The organism is Okeania sp. KiyG1 (assembly GCF_014132355.1).
Taxonomy (GTDB): Bacteria; Cyanobacteriota; Cyanobacteriia; order Cyanobacteriales; family Microcoleaceae; genus Okeania.
In genome coordinates this window covers 18,035-40,218 of record NZ_BLZO01000185.1, presented here as the reverse complement: position 1 = coordinate 40,218, position 22,184 = coordinate 18,035, and the positions used below count along the sequence as shown (strand labels likewise).

At 38.5% G+C, this 22,184-nt stretch carries 12 protein-coding genes and 1 CRISPR repeat array; of the genes, 4 read left to right on the top strand and 8 right to left on the bottom strand.

Translation table 11 applies throughout. The features are described 5' to 3' along the window. Window positions 1-319 precede the first annotated feature (319 nt). Entirely contained in the window at window positions 320-1,657 is a 1,338-nt protein-coding gene (locus SAGCYANO_RS41000) for a D-alanyl-D-alanine carboxypeptidase (protein WP_202225267.1), read from the bottom strand. Between the two features lie 902 nt (window positions 1,658-2,559). Further along, window positions 2,560-4,068: a CRISPR direct-repeat array (repeat unit 36 nt; unit sequence GTTTCAATCCCTAAATAGGGATTAGGGTTTCCAGAG). A 794-nt stretch (window positions 4,069-4,862) separates the two neighbouring features. Here SAGCYANO_RS41000 and SAGCYANO_RS40995 point away from each other — a divergent pair. Next, window positions 4,863-7,253 (top strand): ATP-binding cassette domain-containing protein, encoded by a 2,391-nt coding sequence (locus SAGCYANO_RS40995; protein ID WP_202225266.1) that lies wholly within the window; start codon window positions 4,863-4,865, stop codon window positions 7,251-7,253. Window positions 7,254-7,639: 386 nt separating this feature from the next. Here the strand turns inward: SAGCYANO_RS40995 and SAGCYANO_RS40990 are convergent, their stop codons facing one another. Next, a complete protein-coding gene (locus tag SAGCYANO_RS40990) occupies window positions 7,640-8,281 on the bottom strand; it encodes a Uma2 family endonuclease (RefSeq protein ID WP_202225265.1) in 642 nt (213 codons plus the stop codon). 91 nt (window positions 8,282-8,372) lie between these two features. Continuing rightward, complete coding sequence (locus SAGCYANO_RS40985; RefSeq protein ID WP_202225264.1) at window positions 8,373-9,014, bottom strand: Uma2 family endonuclease; 642 nt, start codon at window positions 9,012-9,014, stop codon at window positions 8,373-8,375. Between the two features lie 321 nt (window positions 9,015-9,335). Here SAGCYANO_RS40985 and SAGCYANO_RS40980 point away from each other — a divergent pair, with 321 nt between their 5' ends. Beyond that, complete coding sequence (locus tag SAGCYANO_RS40980) at window positions 9,336-9,809, top strand: EVE domain-containing protein (RefSeq protein WP_202225263.1); 474 nt, start codon at window positions 9,336-9,338, stop codon at window positions 9,807-9,809. 329 nt (window positions 9,810-10,138) lie between these two features. On the opposite strand, the gene SAGCYANO_RS40975 is transcribed toward SAGCYANO_RS40980, so the two are convergent. The 3 genes from SAGCYANO_RS40975 to purC form a co-directional block, all read right to left on the bottom strand. Further along, window positions 10,139-12,052 carry a BamA/TamA family outer membrane protein gene (locus SAGCYANO_RS40975; RefSeq protein WP_202225262.1) on the bottom strand — a complete coding sequence of 638 codons (1,914 nt, stop codon included), beginning with the start codon at window positions 12,050-12,052 and terminating at the stop codon, window positions 10,139-10,141. Window positions 12,053-12,138: 86 nt separating this feature from the next. Further along, a complete protein-coding gene (locus tag SAGCYANO_RS40970) occupies window positions 12,139-14,688 on the bottom strand; it encodes a hypothetical protein (protein WP_202225261.1) in 2,550 nt (849 codons plus the stop codon). Between the two features lie 79 nt (window positions 14,689-14,767). Beyond that, the gene (purC, locus tag SAGCYANO_RS40965) at window positions 14,768-15,496 is read right to left on the bottom strand and encodes a phosphoribosylaminoimidazolesuccinocarboxamide synthase (protein WP_202225260.1); all 729 of its coding nucleotides are present in this window, start codon (window positions 15,494-15,496) and stop codon (window positions 14,768-14,770) included. Between the two features lie 426 nt (window positions 15,497-15,922). On the opposite strand from purC, the gene SAGCYANO_RS40960 reads away from it, so the two are divergent. Both SAGCYANO_RS40960 and SAGCYANO_RS40955 read left to right on the top strand, forming a co-directional pair. Beyond that, on the top strand, window positions 15,923-16,300 hold the full coding sequence (locus tag SAGCYANO_RS40960; protein ID WP_202225259.1) for an SH3 domain-containing protein: 378 nt from the start codon (window positions 15,923-15,925) through the stop codon (window positions 16,298-16,300). A gap of 463 nt (window positions 16,301-16,763) precedes the next feature. After that, window positions 16,764-17,645 (top strand): hypothetical protein, encoded by an 882-nt coding sequence (locus tag SAGCYANO_RS40955; protein WP_202225258.1) that lies wholly within the window; start codon window positions 16,764-16,766, stop codon window positions 17,643-17,645. Between the two features lie 347 nt (window positions 17,646-17,992). On the opposite strand, the gene SAGCYANO_RS46860 is transcribed toward SAGCYANO_RS40955, so the two are convergent. After that, window positions 17,993-21,739 (bottom strand): Calx-beta domain-containing protein, encoded by a 3,747-nt coding sequence (locus SAGCYANO_RS46860; RefSeq protein WP_237397182.1) that lies wholly within the window; start codon window positions 21,737-21,739, stop codon window positions 17,993-17,995. Further along, window positions 21,729-22,172 (bottom strand): hypothetical protein, encoded by a 444-nt coding sequence (locus tag SAGCYANO_RS40935; protein ID WP_202225257.1) that lies wholly within the window; start codon window positions 22,170-22,172, stop codon window positions 21,729-21,731. The genes SAGCYANO_RS46860 and SAGCYANO_RS40935 overlap by 11 nt, the downstream gene beginning before the upstream one ends. Window positions 22,173-22,184: the final 12 nt, after the last annotated feature.

Here is a 22,184-nt window from a genome sequence, read left to right as displayed (position 1 = left end):
CATTGGCTAACGCCAAGCTCCGCTAACGCCCTCACTGGATTTAGTGCCCGTGCGTAAGTCCCGATCATGTCTGGATAATCAGTGATAGATTCAATTTTGGTGAAGTACATCCATACGCGGGCAAGATGCCCGCACTGGGAACATTTCATTGTTAATAACTGTACTTCATATACTTGGAATCTGCTGTAATTATAACTATTCAACCGGACATGATATAAGAAGTTATATTAAACCTAATACGGTTTCCTACGGAATGCTGCGCAAACATATCAGACCAAAACTTTTATGGTATCGATATTCCTTATTTCTTCTTCCTTATTTATATAATTTCACTCCGAGAAGTTTTACCTTTCCTCTCAGGATTAGTTGTTAATTTTGTTGGGGATAAATCAACAGAACCCCAGTTATTTAAAACGTCTTTAAGGAAAATTTCTTGCTGGTTGCGTAACTCTGTTACACTAGCTCCTTTATTCAGAATTGTAAACCAAACAATTCCCTTTTCTTTTGTTGGTAAAGCACCTGCTAAAGCACTAACAGAATCTAGAGTTCCAGACTTAATTACTGCTAAATTTGGCAGTTGTTTACGTTCCTCTAAAATACCTTTATCTTTACCCACAATAACAAACACATCTGCCACATTCATATTATATTGCTGAAGATATTTCTCTATTGCTAGAAACATCCCAGTAGCAGCGCGGGGAGAAATGCGATTTTCTTCTCCTAAACCAGAACCATTAATTAATTGAATTTCCTCTTTTGGTACTCCAACAAATTGAGCAGCTTTTTCTGCAACTACTTGATAGCCTCCCACAGCTTCAGCTAACATATCTGCCATTAAATTATTACTATATTGATTCATCTTTTTCACCAGTTCGGCCATGGGAAAAGAATAATGTCTCACTAATAGTTTTATATTTTCAGGAGGAGTAGGAGAAACTTCTACAATTCCATCAATTATTACTTGAGGTTTTGCTGTTCCTGGAGGCAAAGTCTGATATTGATTTAAAACTTCTGAAGACCAAATTTGACTGTTTAATCCTTGTTTCAATAAATTACCAGCAGTCTGAGGATTGGATTCAAAATTCATGTAAAATTTGCCAGTAATAATTAGATTGCCAGTAACTCTTTGAATCCCGATTTGATTTAATAAATTGCCAATAGCGATCGCTTCTTCCCAAACAAAAAATGGGTCTTCTCCTCCTTGAATGACTAAATCTCCATTTAATACGCCATTTTCAATTGTGCCTGTTGTGCCAATTAAAGTAATAAATTGATGGTCGGGATTGAAAGTTTTTAAGGCTACTAAAGAAGTTGCGACTTTAGTAATTGAAGCTGCTGGTAAAGGAATTGTACCTTGATGATTTGCTAATAAAGTATCATTTGATTGTATCCAAATTCCTTGATTTTGTTGAGAAAATCCTAGAGTAGCTAGTCTATTTAGATATGTTTTTACTTCATTAGAGGCTGTTGTTTCGGGATTATCTGGAGGTAATGTTAAAGGTTTTTCGGGAATTTCAATTGATACTTGTGGTACTTGTGGAGAAGAAGTTATTTCAGGACTGGGAGATGTTATTTCCGGAGCGGGAGATTGACATCCAGTTAGATATAAGGAAATACAGAGAGTAGTTATAGATAGTTTTTTTGGCGTTAGTTTCATCTTATTCAGTTATCAGTTATCAGTTATCAGTTATCAGTTATCATATCGCGCATTTCAGTTATCAGTATCAAAGAGGGAATAGGGAGTAGGGAGTAGGGAGTAGGGAAGGGAGTAGGGGGAAATAATTGATGATTTATACCCGATAATTGATTTGATTTTTGACGATCAACAGATCAGGACTAAAGCCTTATGAACCCAGAAACCCGGTTTCTCGTAGACATCTGTTCCTCAAAACAACGATTTATCCTAGAAACCGGGTTTATTTGCGTAAGTCCTACAGATGTCTATTATATCCGACCCCTAACCGGACTTTTCTTGAAATACTTTGGCTGACAGAAAGCCGTTTTCACTCAGCCTAACAACTATAAGGGTTGCTGGAAACCGAAAAATTATGAACTTAGGACTATTCACCAATGCCGCCACTTATTACTCTATTAATTTGTTATCTGTCAATAGCCATAATTACTTAAGCATTTCTACTTGTCTAAAATTTCTCGTTTTGAGATTATTCACCTTTGCCAAAAGTGTAAATATTCTGGATGATATTAACGTAAATACTTGCTTGTAGCTTTATTTAAGAAAGAATATTTTACTTTTAAACACAACATTGGCACAATACCTTATGTACAGACTATGATACCAAATGCCTGAAATAACGCAAGTGCGTGAAATATTTTGTAATAATTTGGGGAAAATCGGAGCTTGTTTGATTAAAATAAACAATTTTAATTACTGACGCGATAAGTTAAATCTATAGTTTTCCCTTCTTGTCTAATTTTGAGGCGTGAAAATACTTTTGGATGATTGGCGATCGCCTGCCTGACAAAAAAGAGAAAATTTAAAGATACACTTAGCGGTTCTATAGATTCATCGTAGGGGCAAATGGCATTTGCCCTCCAAAGGTTTCAATCCCTAAATAGGGATTAGGGTTTCCAGAGGAGAAAAAGTTGCAAAAAACATAGTTCGCGCAGTGTTTCAATCCCTAAATAGGGATTAGGGTTTCCAGAGATTCTTTGGATATTTCCCGTAGTCTTAACGGTGTTTCAATCCCTAAATAGGGATTAGGGTTTCCAGAGTCTCTCAAATAATTAATATGTGTGATGGCTCTCCTTTGATGTTTCAATCCCTAAATAGGGATTAGGGTTTCCAGAGACGACAAGTTTTGCCTTGACCCAAAAGACGATGAGTTTCAATCCCTAAATAGGGATTAGGGTTTCCAGAGGTATATGTTCAATCTCTCAATATGAAAGTTGAACTACTAACTGTTTCAATCCCTAAATAGGGATTAGGGTTTCCAGAGCTGATGACGATGGTGCAACCATCTCGCTAGATGGCGACGAGTTTCAATCCCTAAATAGGGATTAGGGTTTCCAGAGGTTTTGGTGATGATGTGGTTAACGGTGGCGCTGATAATGTTTCAATCCCTAAATAGGGATTAGGGTTTCCAGAGGAAAATAAAATATATGAAAACCAGTTAGCACCATTAGTGTTTCAATCCCTAAATAGGGATTAGGGTTTCCAGAGGGTAGTGATACCGTCTACGGAGGTAAGGTGTCAGGTTGTTTCAATCCCTAAATAGGGATTAGGGTTTCCAGAGAAAATTTGCTAAAAGCCCTTCCTTCTGATAATAATCAAGAGTTTCAATCCCTAAATAGGGATTAGGGTTTCCAGAGAACAAACAATCGACTTTTCTTCATACAGCTTTGAGTTTCAATCCCTAAATAGGGATTAGGGTTTCCAGAGGAAGAGTCAGCCAAAAAAGCTGTGGAAAAGGTTAAGAAGTTTCAATCCCTAAATAGGGATTAGGGTTTCCAGAGCGACCGCTTTCGTAGTAACTACTGGAGTAGCTGAAGGTTTCAATCCCTAAATAGGGATTAGGGTTTCCAGAGGCTACCTATGCACCTACAGATAATGGAAAACCATGCGAGAAGTTTCAATCCCTAAATAGGGATTAGGGTTTCCAGAGGAACGTGCACGCGGACTGCCAACATGAGCTTGGTTCAGCTGTTTCAATCCCTAAATAGGGATTAGGGTTTCCAGAGGACTTCTCAACAACCTTTACAAAGCAAAGTGACTATGAGTTTCAATCCCTAAATAGGGATTAGGGTTTCCAGAGTGTTATGTCTGCTGGTCTTCCAGTAAATGGCATAGAGTTTCAATCCCTAAATAGGGATTAGGGTTTCCAGAGTAATTTTGAAGAGGCAACTAATGTAGAGCAAAGTACTTTTTGTTTCAATCCCTAAATAGGGATTAGGGTTTCCAGAGCGGTTTCAACTACTGGAGTCTTCTCCAGCGAAGCGTTTCAATCCCTAAATAGGGATTAGGGTTTCCAGAGTAAATCCCTCATGAGGATGAGGTTGAATTTCCAGTAGAAAGTTTCAATCCCTAAATAGGGATTAGGGTTTCCAGAGAGTTCCGATCCAGAAGCCAGATATAGCAAGGGTTCCAGATACCCAAATCGACGCACTCCTTTGATTTTATCATCAACAAGGCTAATTTTGCCAAAATGACGACCCTCAAACCCTCTCCTGGTATGGCATCGACGCAGTTCAACGAGAGAATCAGTGTTTCAGCGATTCTTCGAGGTGCGTCGATGGGGTTCCATGCAAAGATGAAAAACCACCTATCAGCCACCCTTTACAACCAAGAAATGACCAAAAACCTATTACTATTTATTTATCAAGGTTCATTACACTAAATATGCTAACTTTTCATTTTTAGTTTGTCAAGTAGAATGAAAAATTAATTTTTGACAATATTTATTATCAGATTTTAGTTTTTAATTTTAAATTTGTATCCTGTACATCAATATATATAGTAGTTTTTGATCAACTATTGCTCCTCATTCAAAATTAATCAGGTTATGCAAATTCTGAAATAATACGCTATCTGTAGGGGGTAAATTGCATTTTCCCCTACCAAATATAGTGGTTCTGCGTAAGTCCAGTTAATTTTCTACTATGATTCAAGATATAGCAGATTCCAAGCATAAGAAGTACAGATATTAATAATAAGATATTCCCAGTGCAGGCATCTTACCCGCGTGGGTGTACCTCACCAAGATAATTCGCTCAGGATTTACGCAAAGGCACTATATATGGTGAGTCTGTGCGTTACTATAGCGCTAACACACCCTACCAATAGCGTTTATGCGTAAGTCCTACCGCTGTAAACATAAATATAGAATCTATAATCTAATATTATTATGACGAATAAAACAGGGCAAACCACCCTTTTAAGTAATAATCCCTATATAGAATTGAATAATCAAGGCCAAATTATTACTCTTGAACTTAAACAAAACCATCATATATTAGGACGCGATCGCCTCCATGCGGATCTTGTAGTACCTTCAGCTTGGTTAGTCATATCTAGTTACCACGCCACTATCCGGAAAATTGACGACCGCTACCATATTTATGATGGTGACGGTCATCGAGCAAGTACCAATGGATTATTTCTAGACCGTACTCGTATCACTCCATCTGAAGGTCATATTCTAGAGAATGGTATGGAAATCAAAATTGGTCTCGACCCACAAAACCAAATTTTGCTGAAATATTTCGATCCTAATAATCCCATAACCATAGCATCTTTACCAAAAACACGTTCAATATCTTTAAAACAGCGGTCGGTTTTACTTGGTCGCGACCCTGACGCCACTCTGGAATTAGATGCTCCCATTGTTTCTCGTCGTCATGCTACCATTGAACCTAATGCTCAGGGTAATTACGTTTTACAGGACTATAGTACCAATGGTGTATTTGTCAATGGGGTGCGAGTTAAACAGTCTATTGTTTTGACTGAAGGAGCAGTGGTCAAAATAGGACCTTTTACTCTAATTCGACGTAGCGATCGCTTAGAAGTTTTTGACCCTGGAAATCAAATTCGTATTGATGCCGATCGCTTATATAGAATAGTCAGAGACCAACGAGGAAAAACACGAGTTTTGCTGAATGATATCTCCTTTGCGATCGAACCTGGGCAGTTTGTAGCGTTGGTGGGAGGTAGTGGCACTGGTAAATCAACTTTGATGCGAACATTATTAGGAATAGACCCTACAACTAAAGGCAAAGTTTATATTAATGGTGAAGATTTAAGGAATAATTTCAATATCTATCGGACTCAAATTGGTTATGTTCCTCAAGATGATATTATTCATCGAGAATTAACTGTATTGGAGGTGTTAAATTATGCGGCAAAATTACGATTACCACCGGATATTGATATTCAAGAAGTAGTGGAAAAAACTCTAGAACAAATAGAGATGATAGAGAGGAAAAATGTATTAGTTAGTCGGTTAAGTGGAGGCCAGAGAAAAAGGGTAAGTATTGGTGTGGAATTATTAGCAGATCCCAAATTATTTTTCTTAGATGAACCTACATCTGGACTAGACCCAGGTTTAGATAAAAAAATGATGCAACTATTAAGAAAGTTGGCAAATCAAGGACGAACAATTATTTTAGTTACTCATGCTACAGCTAATATTAGGATTTGCGATCGAGTAGTTTTTTTAGGTAGAGGAGGGCGTTTATGTTACTTTGGTTCTTCCAGAGAAGCTATGACTTTTTTCTCTGTCAATACTGGTGATTTTGCTGATATTTATAACGAACTAGAAACTACTGATGAAAATATAAATGAATGGGTAAATAACTTTCGTCAATCAGAATATTATCGACGTTATATTGCCAATCATCTCAGTATCGACAATTTAAAACCTCCTACTAATTTACCTCCCAAAAAACAACCTGCTTCTTTTGGGAAACAACTTTTGATTTTAATTCAACGATATTTTCAATTAATTATTCGCGACCCCATTAACTTAGGATTAGCTTTATTTACTGCTCCTATTGGTATTAGTTTAATTTTATTTGCAGTTAGAGATAAAAATCCATTAATTGGTGACCCAGAACCTACCTTAGCTCCTTTAGCTTTGCGAGTATTATTTGTATTTACCTGTGCTTGTTTGTGGGTTGGTCTGTCTAGTTCCCTGCAAGAAATAGTCAAAGAATCAGCTATTTATATTCGGGAAAGATTAGTTAATTTAGGATTATTTGCTTATCTCAGTTCAAAATTAATAGTTTTAGGATTATTAGCAATTCTGCAAACTCTATTAGTAGTATTAGTAGTCATATTGGGATTTGAAAATCCACAGCCAGATTTAATCTCATGGCCAATAGGAGTTAGTATTACGACTTTTTTAACATTAATAAGTTGTATGAGTTTAGGATTAATGATTTCATCAATTGTGAAAAATGGTTCTCAAGCTAATAGTGCTTTACCCTTAATATTGCTACCTCAAATTATTTTTTCTGGTGTTTTATTTGAAATGACAGGTATAGCCAGTAAATTTTCTTGGCTAATGTTAAGTCGTTGGTCTGTAGCTGCTTATGGCGCACTTGTAAATGTGAATAATATGGTGCCAGAAGCAACTAAATTACCAGATGGAAGTACCGTTCCTTTACCATTTTCTGGTTCAGATGTTTACAACCTTAACTGGGAAAACCTAGGGATAAGTTGGGGAGCTTTATGTTTACATTCACTGGTTTATTTAGGTTTTACTATTTGGTTTCAAAAACGGAAAGATATTATTTAATAATTAATAATTAATAATTAATAATTAATAATTAATAATTAGGGTTTGCTGATTAAATCTAATATCAAATTGATATAGCAATGAGCGCTGGTATATTTACAAATTACAAGAACTGTCCAATAGCTAAAGGTCTTATACTATCGGTTTTTTATTCCTCCTGTTGCCTGTTGCCTGTTGCCTGCGCACAGCGCTATACAGATATTAATAATTAAATGTTCTCAGTGCGAGCATCTTGCTCGCGTGAGTGTACCTCACCAAAGTGGAATTCGCTGTAACTTTGTAGAGACGTTGCATGCAACATCTCTACTCCCCTACTCCCCTACTCCCCTACTCCCCTACTCCCCTACTCCCCCTACTCCCCTACTCCTCTACTCCCCTACTCCCTTCTAAGATTGAAACTGCTGTAATAACCAAGTATAAACTTGAGTTTGATTTGTTTTACGAGTACGCTGAAGTGCTTCCTCTAATAAAGAAATGGCTAAACCTGGCAAAACTTGAGACTGATCAATTTTTCTACTGCCACCGTTAGCAATAGCAAAGGCAATAATTTCTACATTTTGCACATCAACTATCCAATATTCAGCAACATTAAGTGCTTCATAAAGCAAACGTTTTTTCCCTATGTCATCAGCTAGGGAAGTATTTGCAACTTCGATAACTAGAGTTGGTGGAGGATAAATATCCAGGTTAATAATAGAAGTTTCCCAAGGAACGACATCAGCATTTTCCCCAATGTAATAGGAAGCATCAGGTTGAGCTGCTCGAAATCCTGTTTTGCGGTAGGTACAGTTATCTATACCATTCAGGGCAATATTTTTAGTGGCAGCAAATAAAACAATTGCACCCATAATAATTGCATGGTCTCTACCATGTTGATTTCCTAATGGTGACATTTCTATTCTAAATTTTCCATTGTGATAGTAACTTTTAGCTTTTTCATAACTTGGGTCTTCAATGGTTTGGATGTATTCTGACCAAGTTGCTGTTATCCAGGTGTCTGTTGGTAGTTTGGTTTGGGTTTGGTTCATTTTTTGTGAGAAAAGGTATATTGCCTAAGTCTTGATAATTATAACTTTGTAGGGACCTTGCATGCAATATTCCTACTCCACTGCTCTCTATCTATACCTGAAACTGCTGTAATAACCAAGCATAAACTTGAGTTTCATTTGTTCGACGAGTGCGCTGAAGTGCCTCATTTAATAAAGAAATGTCTAAACCAGGCAAAACTTGAGACCGATCAATTTTTCTACTACCATTGTTAGCAACAGCAAAGGCAATAATTTCTACTTTCTGCACATCAACTATCCAATATTCAGCAACATTAAGTGCTTCATAAAGCAAACGCTTTTCCCCTTTATCATCAGAGAGGGAAGTATTAGCAACTTCGATAACTAGAGTTGGTGGTGGATAAATATCCAGTTCAATAAAAGAAGTTCCCCAAGGAATGACATCAGCATTTTCCCCAATGTAATAGGAAGCATCAGGTTGAGCTGCTCGACATCCAGTTTTGCGATAGGTACAGTTATCTCTACTACTCAGGGGAATATTTTTAGTCGTAGCAAATAAAACAATTGCACCCATAATAACTGCATGGTCTTTAGCGTGGTCATTTCCTAATGGTGACATTTCTATTCTGAGTTTTCCTTTGTGGTAGTAAACTTTTGCTTTTTCATAACTTGGGTCTTCAAAAATTTGGATGTATTCTTCCCAAGTTGCTGTTATCCAGGTGTCTGTAGTTAGTTGGGTTTGGGTTTTGTTCATGTTTTGTCGGAAAAAGTATATTTTATATTGTAGGTAAGGTTAGCGATCGCTCTTTTTTGACTAGATTTTAAACAAATTGAAAAAGTCTACTTTTTAGTATACAGGACTTACGCAGAGACTCTACATACAAGGAGGGCGAATGCCATTCGCCCCTACATATGGTGTGTGATTTGATATTTTGAAAAAATAATGCTATACTTCGGATGAATTTCAGTTATTAAGTAATAATAATTATTCAGCAATGAATGTAGAGGATTATAGGCATTAATCTAAAATATCTTATGCCTTTAAAACCTACTCCCTACTCCCTACTCCCTAATTATGAAATATTGGCTAATGAAATCTGAACCAAAAACTTACAGCATTTCAGATATGAAACATGAAAAAACTTGTATCTGGGATGGAGTTAGAAATTATCAAGCTCGGAATTTTTTGCGACAAATGACCAAGGGAGATTTAGCATTTTTCTATCATTCTAATACTGTACCTCCTGGTATTATTGGATTAGTAAAAATATTAGAAAGTGGTATTGCTGACCCTACTCAATTTGACCAAAAAAGCCAATATTATGACCCAAAATCTACCCCTAATACGCCTCGGTGGCAAACTGTTTCTGTGGAATTTGTAGAAGAGTTTCCTAAGTTAATATCTTTGGCTATTTTGAAACAAGAATTTAGCCCAGATGAATTGTTAGTTACTAAGAAAGGAAATAGGTTATCCGTAATGCCTGTTGCTAAAAATGTAGCAGAGAAAATTTTAGTCATGAAAGATGGTTTTTATAGCGGTTTTCATTAACATTAGAATACAGAGATTTTGACTGACAACGCTTTTTAAATTGATGAACCACATCTTCACACATCAAACCTTGTAGGGATGGTTCCATGGAACGTCCCTACTGTGGTCTACCCATCTTAAAAGTTTTTTGATACTGAAATTTGCCCCCCTAACCCCCCAACTTTGGGGGGAACAAGAGTCAATTTGCTTGCTCTAGTCACCCAATGGGTGGGGGATGCGCGGGGGTAATGTTAATTACTCTTATGTTTGCTTCTCCCCTACTCCCCCACTCCCCTACTCCCCTGCTCAACAAAATATAGAAAAGCTTTTGAGAAATGGTATTAGGGAGCTTAGAAACGCTCACCAATACCGAAGTGGAAACGAGTATCTCCTTCATCATTAATAGCGTAATCAATTCTAATTGGACCGAGAGGAGATTGTACCCGAATACCAGCACCATAACCTATACCATCTCCTGGTTTCTCCCGCACACCTCCAGGATTACCAACAACAGAACTTTGACTATCAAATACTGTTGCAGCATCAATAAATAAAGCGCCTCCAAGAAATCTAAATACAGGAAAGCGATACTCAACTGTTCCCAACAAAAATGTACGACCTGCTCCTACAGAACCTTCATCATATCCACGAACTGTATTAGTACCACCTAGAGGAAAAGCTTCATAAGGAGGTAAATCTCCAATTATATGACCGCCTTGTATGTTAAAGGCCAAAGCTTCAGGTCCATCAATGAAGCTAGTAAAGTCTACTGGAATATAGAAACTGTAATTAGCTCGTAAACGATTCAATGCGATCTCTGCTGAACCTATAGGAATAGACTGTTCTGTACCAAATCTTAATAAACTACCAGAAGTAGGTTGTCGGCGATTATTGCGTCGATCGTTGATAATACCAAATTGAAGAGTAAGTAGATCGTCTTCCCCAGAATCATCAATAGTCAATTTATTACCTAATTCATCTCTGGGTTCAGTATCACCATCACTATCCTGAATTTCTACTCGTTCATATTTTATTCCCAAAGAAGCTGTCCACTCCGGTTCAACAAATGGATTAGGAATAAACGGACGAGTGAAACTAACTCCACCTCCTGTACGAATAACTCGTGGGTTATCACCATTCGGCAGATCGACATCGCGCTGATCGTTTTCATCGTCAGAATCAAAAATTACCGATATTGCTCGCCGTCTGAACGCATTAACTGTGTAAGAAAGGCGGTGGTCATCTCCACCTACCCAGGGGTCTGTAAAGCTAACATCGGCGAGTAATAATCGTTCACCTACTTGAAACTCGCCACCTAATTTCTGATTATTACCACCAATGTTTTGTTGTTGATAACTGACTGTACCAAATAATCCACTTGCAGAACTAACCCCACCGCCAAATGCTAGAGAACCTGTGCTTTTTTCTACAATATTCACAATCACATTTGCCTTGTTAGGATCGTCTGGTGCTGGTTCCAAACCCAACGTAACATCTTCAAAAATTCCTAAACCAAACACTCTCCTAATATCTTTTTCTGCTGTTTCTCGTTGAAAGATATCGCCTGGTTGAAGCTGAATTTCTCTGGTGATAATATATTCACGAGTACGACCCTCAATTAAATTACCTTCTTCATCTGTTGTTTCTCCTTCTGCACTCACAAAGCGCACTTGAATATCTTTAACTTCTCCTTCTGCAACTTCCAGAGTAACTGCACCATCGTCACTAACTTGGGGAGCGCCAATAACTTGTCCGAGAACGTAACCGTTATCTTGATACCATTGGTTGACTTGTTCGACACCTCCTTCAAAAATTTTCAGGTTCAGAGTTTCACCATATTGCTCGCTGAATATTCTGTCTACTTCACTTTCAGGCAATACTTGAGAACCTTCTATGGTTACAGAGGTCAATACAGGGTTGGGTTCAACTTCAAAAGTTACTCGTACACCAAGGGGGGTATCTTCAGGTAATGCTTTCACGTTTCGGAAGAAACCAGTGGCAAATATGGCGTTAATGTCTCTCTGTAGTTGAGAGCGAGTTGTGGTACGTCCAGCTTGAGTAGTAATGACTTGGTAAACTTGGTCTTCTAGTTCTCCGTCTACTCCACTAACTACAACTTCAGCGACTAGCACTAAGGGTTCTGCTTCTCCTGTAGAGGGTTCTGTTTGTTGTGATTGAGAAAGAGTAAATTCTTCTGATTCTATTGCGGAGGGTGGGGTATCGCTATCTGGTTCTTCGGGGACTTCTTCTTCTGGGGATGGCATTTGGGCCAATTTATCTGATGGGTCTAATGTTGATGATGTTGATGTTAATTTCTGTTTATTTTGAGTAATTTCACTATTAGATAAATTTATTTTTGAGAAATTTCAGAATCAAATTGTTTATTTATGGTTGGTTCTAATTTAGTTTCTACACCCTTTGCTAACTGGAAATTTTGAGGATTTTCCCTTTGATTTTCAACAATTTCTGAAGTAGAAATCTCAGAATTAAACTGTTTATTTATGGTTGGTTCTAATTTGGTTTCTACACCCTTTGCCAATTGGAAATCCTCAGAATTTTCACTCTGATTTTCCACAATTTCTGAAGTAGAAATTTCAGGAGCAAATTGTTTATTGATGGTTGGTTCTAATTTAGTTTCTACACCCTTTGCTAACTCTATTTTTTGAGGATTTTCCCTTTGATTTTCAACAATTCCTGAAGTAGAAATCTCAGGAGCAAATTGTTTATTGATGGTTGGTTCTGATTTAGTTTCTCCACCCTTTGCCAATTCAAAATCCTGAGAATTTTCCCTTTGATTTTCGACAATTTCTGAAGTAGGAATCTCAGAATCAAACTGTTTATTTATGGTTGGTTCTAATTTAGTTTCTCCACCCTTTGCCAATTCAAAATCCTGAGAATTTTCCCTTTGATTTTCGACAATTTCTGAAGTAGGAATCTCAGAATCAAACTGTTTATTTATGGTTGGTTCTAATTTAGTTTCTCCACCCTTGGCTAACTGGAAATTTTGAGGATTTTCCCTTTGATTTTCGACAATTTCTGAAGTAGAAATCTCAGAATCAAACTGTTTATTGATGGTTGGTTCTAATTTAGTTTCTCCACCCTTTGCCAACTGAAAATCCTCAGAGTCTTCCCTCGAAGTTTCCACAATTTCTGAAGTAGAAATTTCAGAATCAAACTGTTTATTTATGGTTGGCTCTAATTTTGTTTCTCCACCCTTTGCTAACTCGAAATTTTGAGGATTTTCTCTTTGATTTTCGACAATTTCTGAAGTAGAAATCTCAGGAGCAAACTGTTTATTTATGGTTGGTTCTAATTTAGTTCCGACACTTTTTGCCAACTGGAAATCCTCAGAATTTTCTCTCGGAGTTTCCACAATTTCTGAAGTAGAAATTTCAGAATTAAACTGTTTATTTATGGTTGGCTCTAATTTTGTTTCTCCACCCTTTGCCAACTGAAAATCCTCAGAGTCTTCCCTGGAAATTTCAACAATTTCTGAAGTAGAAATTTCAGAATCAAACTGTTTATTTATGGTTGGTTCTAATTTAGTTCCGACACTTTTTGCCAACTGGAAATTCTCTGAATTTTCCCTCGCAGTTTCCACAATTTCTGAAGTAGAAATCTCAGAATCAAACTGTTTATTTGTGGTTGGCTCTAATTTACTTTCTCCACCCTTTGCCAACTGGAAATCCTCAGAATTTTCCCTCGAATTTTCCACAATTTCTGAAGTAGAAATCTCAGGAGTAAACTGTTTATTTATGGTTCGCTCTAATTTACTTTCTCCACCCTTTGCCAACTGGAAATCCTCAGAATTTTCCCTCGAATTTTCCACAATTTCTGAAGTAGAAATTTCAGGAGTAAACTGTTTATTTATGGTTGGCTCTAATTTTGTTCCGACACCCTTTGCCAACTGAAAATCCTCAGAATTTTCCCTCGCAGTTTCCACAATTTCTGAAGTATAACTCTCAGAATCAAACTGTTTATTCGTAACTGGATCTAATTTTGTTTCTCCACCCTTTGCCAACATAAAATCCTCAGATTCTTCCCTCGGAGTTTCGATAATTTCTGAAGTAGAAATCTCAGAATTAAACTGTTTATTTATGGTTGGCTCTAATTTTGTTTCTACAGCCTTTGCCAACTCAAATTTTTGAGAATTTTCCCTCGGAGTTTCCACAATTTCTGAAGTATAACTCTCAGAATCAAACTGTTTATTCGTAACTGGATCTAATTTTGTTTCTCCACCCTTTGCCAACTGAAAATCCTCAGAATTTTCCTTCGGAGTTTCCACAATTTCTGAAGTAGAACTCTCAGAATCAAACTGTTTATTCGTAACTGGCTCTAATTTTGTTTCTCCACCCTTTGCCAACTGAAAATCCTCAGAGTCTTCCCTCGGAGTTTCCACAATTTCTGAAGTAGAACTCTCAGAATCAAACTGTTTATTCGTGACTGGCTCTAATTTAATTTCTACCTTTTTACTTATTAGAGCTATTTGAGGAATATGTTTATCTTCAAAATTGTCTAAAGCGAAAATTTCTACAAATTCCTGATTATAAATAGAACTATATTTACTATGTATACTTTTACTAAAAATTACAGATTTTGTAATTTCTCCAACCTTAAATAAAGGATAAAAATCTAGTTTTACTGCTTCTTTAGACCAAGATATATCAGATAAATTATTAATACTACCAAATAATTTTTCTGAAGGAAAATAAGACCCTAACTCTAAAAAAGATTTAGTAGAAGAAAATTTGTTAAATTGTTTTCTTGAATTAATAGATATAGAAATAAAATTACTATCTATATCAGTATTACTTTCCGATATTTGAGCATTAGCAGATTTTGAGATTCCAAAAGTTGTTGAAGCAGCAAAAATTACCACTAAAAACGGAGACAAGCGCATATTATTCTATCCCCTACAATCCACACACCAGTTAAATTTTCCATACAAACTGTAAAATTGTACACCATAGACAGGGTTCTCAACCCGTCTGAGACAAAATCCTTTCTAAGACTTGTTGATATGCCGTTTCTACATTACCTAGGTCCCGACGAAAGCGGTCTTTGTCCATTACTCTCAAATTTGAATCAGTTTGAGATTGGTCCCACAGTCGGCAGCTATCTGGACTTATTTCGTCCGCAAGAATCAAATTATTTTGCCAATCTAGGCCAAATTCCAGCTTGAAGTCCACCAGAGTAATTTGACATTGGTTAAAGAAATTTTTGAGAATATCATTAATTTTTAGGGCAAAAGTCCGTATTTGCTCTAATTGTTCTGGGGTAGCTAGTTCCATAATTAAGAGGCGATCGCGTGTCAAAAGTGGGTCTTGAAGACTATCATTTTTATAGCAATATTCTACTAAGGGAAACTTCAACACTGTTCCTTCTGCTAATCCAGTTTGTTTGCAAAGACTACCCGCAGCAATATTTCTCACAATAACTTCAATAAGCAAAATTTTCACCTTTCGGACTCTCATTTTATCTGGTGCAGGACAGTCAATAAAATGAGTAGGTATACCATTAGCTTCCAGTAGTTTAAATATATGACTAGAAATAGTACAATTAATTCTACCTTTCCCAGTTATTGTGCCTCTTTTTTGAGCATTAAATGCTGTGGCATCATCTTTAAAAGAAGTAAGTAATATTTCTGGGTCGTCAGTAGTGTATAGAATTTTCGCTTTACCTTCGTAAAGCTTTTGATTAGATGACATAAAAATTCTTGATTATAGAAACTAAAAATAGAGTGATGAGCGATCGTTATACCGTTTCATGGAAGTCAAAAGTCAAAAGTTAAAAGTCAAAAGTTATATTTGATCGGCCAAAAACTTTGACAAGATACAAGACAATACTTTCAGGCAATTATTTGACATTTATCAGGAGCGAAACCATTTGTGACATCCTTAAAGTGAATTGTTATTACTAATTACTCTTTTATGTGCATATCATAGTAGAAGTTTAATGTCAATATTTCTATCAAGATTGAAGCTGTCTATAATCTTAAAAGATTGTTATAGACAGATAACAAAATTAGATTAGATTAAACAAAATTAATGTTCAATGTCTTGTCCGAGGGTCTCTTTTCTGAGAGGATAAGAAGGCATCGGAATTTCTTCAAATAAGGTCAAGGAATGAAACAGATGATGAATTGGACAAAATCTGTAGCAGTGAGTACTTTATTATCAATTGCTGCTATTGGTAGTATGAGTCTTACTTCGATAGCAGTAGGATCGCCTCAGAATACTAAAAGTGTAGAGCAGTCTATCACTACAATCCCCACTGAAGGTGAAGAGCAACTAGCTCATAGTTATGGTCATGGTAGTAAGCATTACGGTAGTTGTCGTCGAGTGGCAACTCGTCATCGCAACTTGCGGGTGAGGACATATCCTTGGGGTAAAATTATAAACAGATTACATCGAGGTACTCGTGTTCGTGTTATTGGTTACGATGGTGCTTGGGCAAAAATTTCATATCCTTGTTATGGTTATGTATATGCTCGTTATTTGAAACATTGTTAAACCTCATAAAATAAATTTTGCTAGGAGCGATCGCGGATGACTAAGAGTTACCGCGGTCTTATTTCTCAACTGCACCATTAGGCGTTGATGAATTGAAGTATGAATGTGCGATTGTTTGGTTCTCGCCTTCGCCCCCGCGCATCCCCCATTCAACAAAAAGCGCAGCATCCTCTGGCTTCCCATCGTTCAAAAGCGAAGCATCCTCTGGCTTCCCCCGATCTTCGGGGGACGGGAGGGGGATTAATAAAGGGGAACTTTTAGAGTTTTATTCCCCCCACGCATTGGGGGGCTAGGGGGGCTTGCATCATACCCAGAATCAGCAACGCCCACCATTATTGTCAAATTATCAAAAAATGTAATACTATTTCCGGTTTTTTTCAACGAAACTGCGAGCGCAATACAAATATAGAATCAAGAACAAATAACGACAAAGCAAACAAATAACAAAGCAAAAGGAGTCAAAATGAGCGATTCAATCATTGATTTACTAGATGAACTACCTAGTGATAATCTAACAGTAAAAACACTCAATGCTCTAGATTTCGTAGTACCTGGCGAGTGGGAAAATGTAGTAGGTTTTGATAAAACTATTGAAGTAATTACAGGTGAGACAGATGCAGACAGAATTATGGATATCCGCAATAAAGCGATCGAGCTATACAATGACGCGGATAATGGATACCAGGGAGCTATATGGTATTACAACCTCGTTGATAATGTAGACGGCGCTCTTGCCGCAGCAGCTATGGCCGAAATAGTCAGTGAAAAAATCCCCTTTTTAAGCTTTTTAGGAAACTTAACTCCCAAAGCTGATACAACTCAATCTGTTGACCTGTGCCTAAAAATTGTAGCAGAATTGATAGCTTATAGTAAACTCAATGGTCTGCCCATTCTTAATCCAGGAGAATTTGTCACAAACCTGACTGAGGAGTATAGTGGTCCATCTCTAATGCGAATGGCTGCCTTAGTTTGTCTTGATGGTTTGATACCTCTAGGTCCAGACTTCCTACAAAAAGTACAAGATACCCTTGATGGAGAAGGTGAAAGTGCTTTTGCGGATAATGCAGTTTTTGGAGCAATTAGTGACACCATTCCTGGAGATGACAAATTTGGCTTTATTAGTGAGACCTTCGGAGCGGTTCAGGGGTGGATGGATAACTTGGTCGGGTCAGTGGGTTTAACGCCAGAAAGTATTTTTGACAAAATTGGTGGCTTTATCGACTTTTCCGATGACGCTTTAGATGTTGTAGCTGCATTTCTAGATAAAACCACAAATTACTTTCAACATACAGGTACTCAAAGTGTGGCTCGAAAGTTGATACAGCGTGCAGCAGAAGAGGTTTAACGAAGTCAGAAGTCACAAGTCAGAAGTCAGAAGTTGTTTTTGTATAGAACCCCCGATCGTATCTTTGCACGCGGTATGTACTTTTGACTGTAGTCCTCAGTCTGAGCAAGTTGTGGAAATTCAGAAACTAGAATAGGGAAGGCCAGCGGATAGGACCCCGCGACGGTTAGTCGCACTTGGTAGCGCACCAAGCAGGTTGAAATTTGCTCCCTACTCCCCTACTCCCCTACTCCCCTACTCCCCTACTCCTCCTCTATTTTTAAATAGATCCGTTTAGGGGTTCTATAAGGGCGAATGCCATTCGTCCCTACAGTCTACTGAAATGAAAACCGCTGTAACTCACACCATTAAATCAAATTCAAACTCAAACGATAAGGAGTACGATCGCCACCTTGAGGATAAACTCGGACATAGTAAGTACCTGGTTCTAATACTGTGACAATTTTTTCCCGTTCAGCGCCTTTGTTTTTGGATTGATTAATCAATTCTTCACTACTGCCATATAAATCAACGTTAGCATTTAGTAACATCTCGTCCAGGAATAAGGCAAAATTGCCTTCCTTATTGACTCGGAAGCGGTAGAAATCATTAGTGTCGCGATCGCCTCCCTCGGTAAAACCAATTTCGTCACTCACAACCTCTTTTGTTAGTATACCTAAGTTAATCGCTGTCTGGAAACTACCGTCATTTTTCCCGTCGTCGTTATCCTTAATCGTACCAATGGCGCGTTTATCTCCCAATTTAGCATTTTTAGGTTGACGGAGACTGACAGTAAAATTCTCGCTGTCTTCCTCAGAGAAGTCGCCCAAAATAGGAACCGTTACCGTCTTTTTCTTCTGGTTCGGTTTGAAAACAAGTTTACCTTGAGTTTCTTCGTAGTCAGAACCTTTTTTCGCAGCTCCGTCGGCGGTAGCGTAACTCACCTCCACCCTTTTGTCAACCTTAGTATCGAGGGTGACATCGAATTTTAGTTGTTTTTGCCCATCATCCCCTTCAGTTATTTCCGCATCTTTAATCGAAACGGTAGGGAAATCGTTATCGCGGATAGTACCAATGCCTCGTTTATCTTTTATTTTGCCGTTTCTGGGTTTACTGAGGTTCAGTTGAAAAGTTTCGTCGCCTTCTATTTTTCCGTCGCCCAAGACAGGAATAGTTATTGTTTTGCTAGTTTGACCGGGTCTAAAAGTGAGAATCCCTTCGGTAGTTTTGTAGTCTTGGTTTGCTTTAGCGGTTTGGTTGCTAGTAGCATAGTTAACCCGAACCGTTTCTTCTGGTTTGGTATCTAGAGTGACTTGGAATTTGAGGTTTTTGCGACCTCGGTTGCCTTCGACTATTTTGGCATCGCTCACAGAAATATTTGGTTGACGTTTGTCGTCGTTGATAATGGTAGCGACACCGACTTGATCATCAAGTTCGGCGTTTTGGGGTTTACTGAGTTGCAGTTTGAATTTTTCGTTGGGTTCGGTTTTGGTGTCTCCAATAATAGTTACATCAATAGTTTTAGTGGTTTCTCCCGGTTGGAAAGTGAGAGTTCCTGTTTTCCGTCTGTAGTCTTGGTTGACTTTTGCGGTTTGGTTAGCTGTGGTGTAGTTGACTTCGACTATTTCATCACTGGGGTTGTCTAGGGTGACTTGGAATTTTGCGGTTTTGTTTTTGTTGCCTTCGGTAATTCTGGTATTTCCAACGGAGATTTTGGGTAACTCTTCTGGTTCGGTAGGCAAATTTTCAATGGTAAAGTTAATATCACTTAAGTCAGTAACGGTAGTATTGTTAATGCTGGTGATTTTTACCTGATAGTTGCCACCACTGGTTATAGATGTGGGTACTGTCCAAATGTAATTCCCGTCACTTTCGGTGGAACTTGCGATAGTTCTGTTGAAAATACCTGCTTTGTACAAATCTATTTTTACGTTTTCGGCAATATTGTCATCCCAAGATATGTTGTAGCTTTCTCCTGACTGAAATATATTTCTTCCGTTGGGAGAGGTGACTGTGATGAAATCTTGCGGTTCAACAATGATGTCTTGTGGTTGAATGGTAAAGTTAATATCGCTGAAGTCGGAAAGGTTGGTATCGTTAACGCTGGTTACTTTTATCTGATAGTCACTGCCACTGGTTATGGTTGTGGGTACTATCCACTGGTAACTACCGTCGCTTTCGGTGGAACTGTTAATGATGGTGTCGAGAGTACCGCCCTGGTACAATTCTATTTTTACGTTTTCGGTTATGTTGTCGCTCCAGGTTATGTTATAGCTTTGGCCTGATTCTAAGATATTGCCCCCGTTGGGAGATGTTACTGTGATGAAGTCTGCTGGTTCAATGGTAAAGTTACTGTCACTGAGGTCAGAAATGTTGGTGTCGTTGATGCTGGTTATTTTTATTTGATAGTCGTTGCCACCGGTTATGGTTGCGGGTACTGTCCACAGGTAGTTACCGTCGCTTTCGGTGGAAGTGTCAATGGTTGTGTGGAGAGTACCTGCTTTGTACAATTCTATTTGTACGTTTTCGGTTATGTTGTCGCTCCAGGTTATGGTATAGCTTTGACCTGCTTCTAGACTGGCAACGCTCCAAGGGGAGATGGTGATATTGGGAGGAGTTTCGAGAGTTGTGTTGATGAGGATGGATACGTCGTCTGACGTTGTGCTGCCCACAGCCAGATCGGGAACACCATCTGCATTAAAGTCTCCTACTGCTACTGGCCCAGGCCAGGTTCCCACAACATCAAAATTACTCGCTTGATTAAAAGTACCATCACCCTTTCCTGTTAACACTGATACACTACCTGAATATTGGTTGGCTACTGCCAAATCAGGAATATCGTCTCCATTTAAGTCTTCTACTGCTACTGACCGAGGTCCGATTCCCGCACCAAAATTAGTTGCTTCATTAAAAGTACCGTTACCTTTTCCTAATAGGACTGATACTCTATCCTCCACCACAACCAAATCAACAATGTTATCTCTATTTAAGTCTTCTGCTACTACGAACCAAGGTACGTTTGCCACAGCAAAATTAGCAGGTTGACTAAAACTACCATCACCTACTCCGGTTAAAACTGATATGTTTTTTGCTTGCCAGTTCGCCACAGCCAAATCAACAATATTATCTCCATTAAAATCTTCTGCTGCTACTGAGTAAGGTTGGTCTACCACAGCAAAATTAGTAGCTGGACTAAAACTACCGTCACCTACTCCGGTTAAAACTGATACATTATCTGAATTTACGTTTGCCGCAACCAAATCGACAATGCCATCTCTATTAACATCTTCTGCTATTACTGACCTAGGCCCGTCTCCCACAGCAAAATTAGTAGCTGGACTAAAACTACCGTCACCTACTCCGGTTAAAACTGATACATTATCTGAAAGTGCGTTTGCCACTGCCAAGTCAGCAACACCATCTCTATTAAAGTCTTCTGCTACTACTGACCTAGGTCTGGCTCTTACAGCAAAATTAGTAGCTGCGCCAAAACTACCGTAACTTTTTCCGATCCCTGATAAAACTGATACATTGTGTGAACCATCGTTTGCCACAGCCAAGTCAGCAACACCATCTCCATTAAAATCTTCTACTGCTACAGACCAAGGTGCGTTTCCTGCCACAAGACTACCAGCTAGCTCAAAATCAACCTCCTGACTCGCCTCAACCTGAAACAACAAACTCCTATCCCAAATCTCCACCAAATCATCCTCATCCCGAAGCCGAAAAACCTCCGACTCCCTCAACAACTCACCACTCACCAACCGTTCAAATATCTCACCCTCATCTCCAGGAGTATCCTCCTCATGCAACAACCCATCCAAAAAATGCCCAACCTCCTCCAACATCACATCCACCAAAATTCCGTAATGTAGAGAACTTTCAGAGTCTTGTTCCCCCCAGAATTGGGGGGTTAGGGGGGCAATATCTTCAGAGTCTTGTTCCCCCCAGGATTGGGGGGTTAGGGGGGCAATATCTTCAGAGTCTTGTTCCCCCCAGGATTCGGGCGTTAGGGGCGCAATATCTTCCGAGTCTTGTTCCCCCCAGAATTGGGGCGTTAGGGGCGCAATATCTTCAGAGTCTTGTCCCCCCAGAATTGGGGGGCTAGGGGGCAAATGGGGTTAGGGGGGCAAATAAAGAATCAGCCAAATAAACCGTATCACTCAAACCATCAAAACCACCAAGCGCCGTATTCATATCCCCTGCGGGCAAAACTCGAATCTTAGGCAACCTTTCCCCAGTCAAAATATCTTCTATATAATCTCTCGACAAATCCAGATTCACCCCTGAGCCAAAAGCAGTCTGCATATCCGTAGCGAAATCCGGGGCCAAGAGAAAATCGGCCAAATCGTCGCGAACCTCGCCCCAAGCAGCTTGTATCAGGGCGTCTGTAGTTTCCGGATTTAGGGTACTCCCTGGCCAATAGTCAACTTCCGGGAAGATAGAATTTGGCTCTACCAGGGGGATTGGGTCGTTCTCTGGTAAAAAGTTGTCCATTTTGCCTTCTGGGATTGATGTATTTGATTTATTTGATTTATTTTTTGGCAAATCATATCAGCT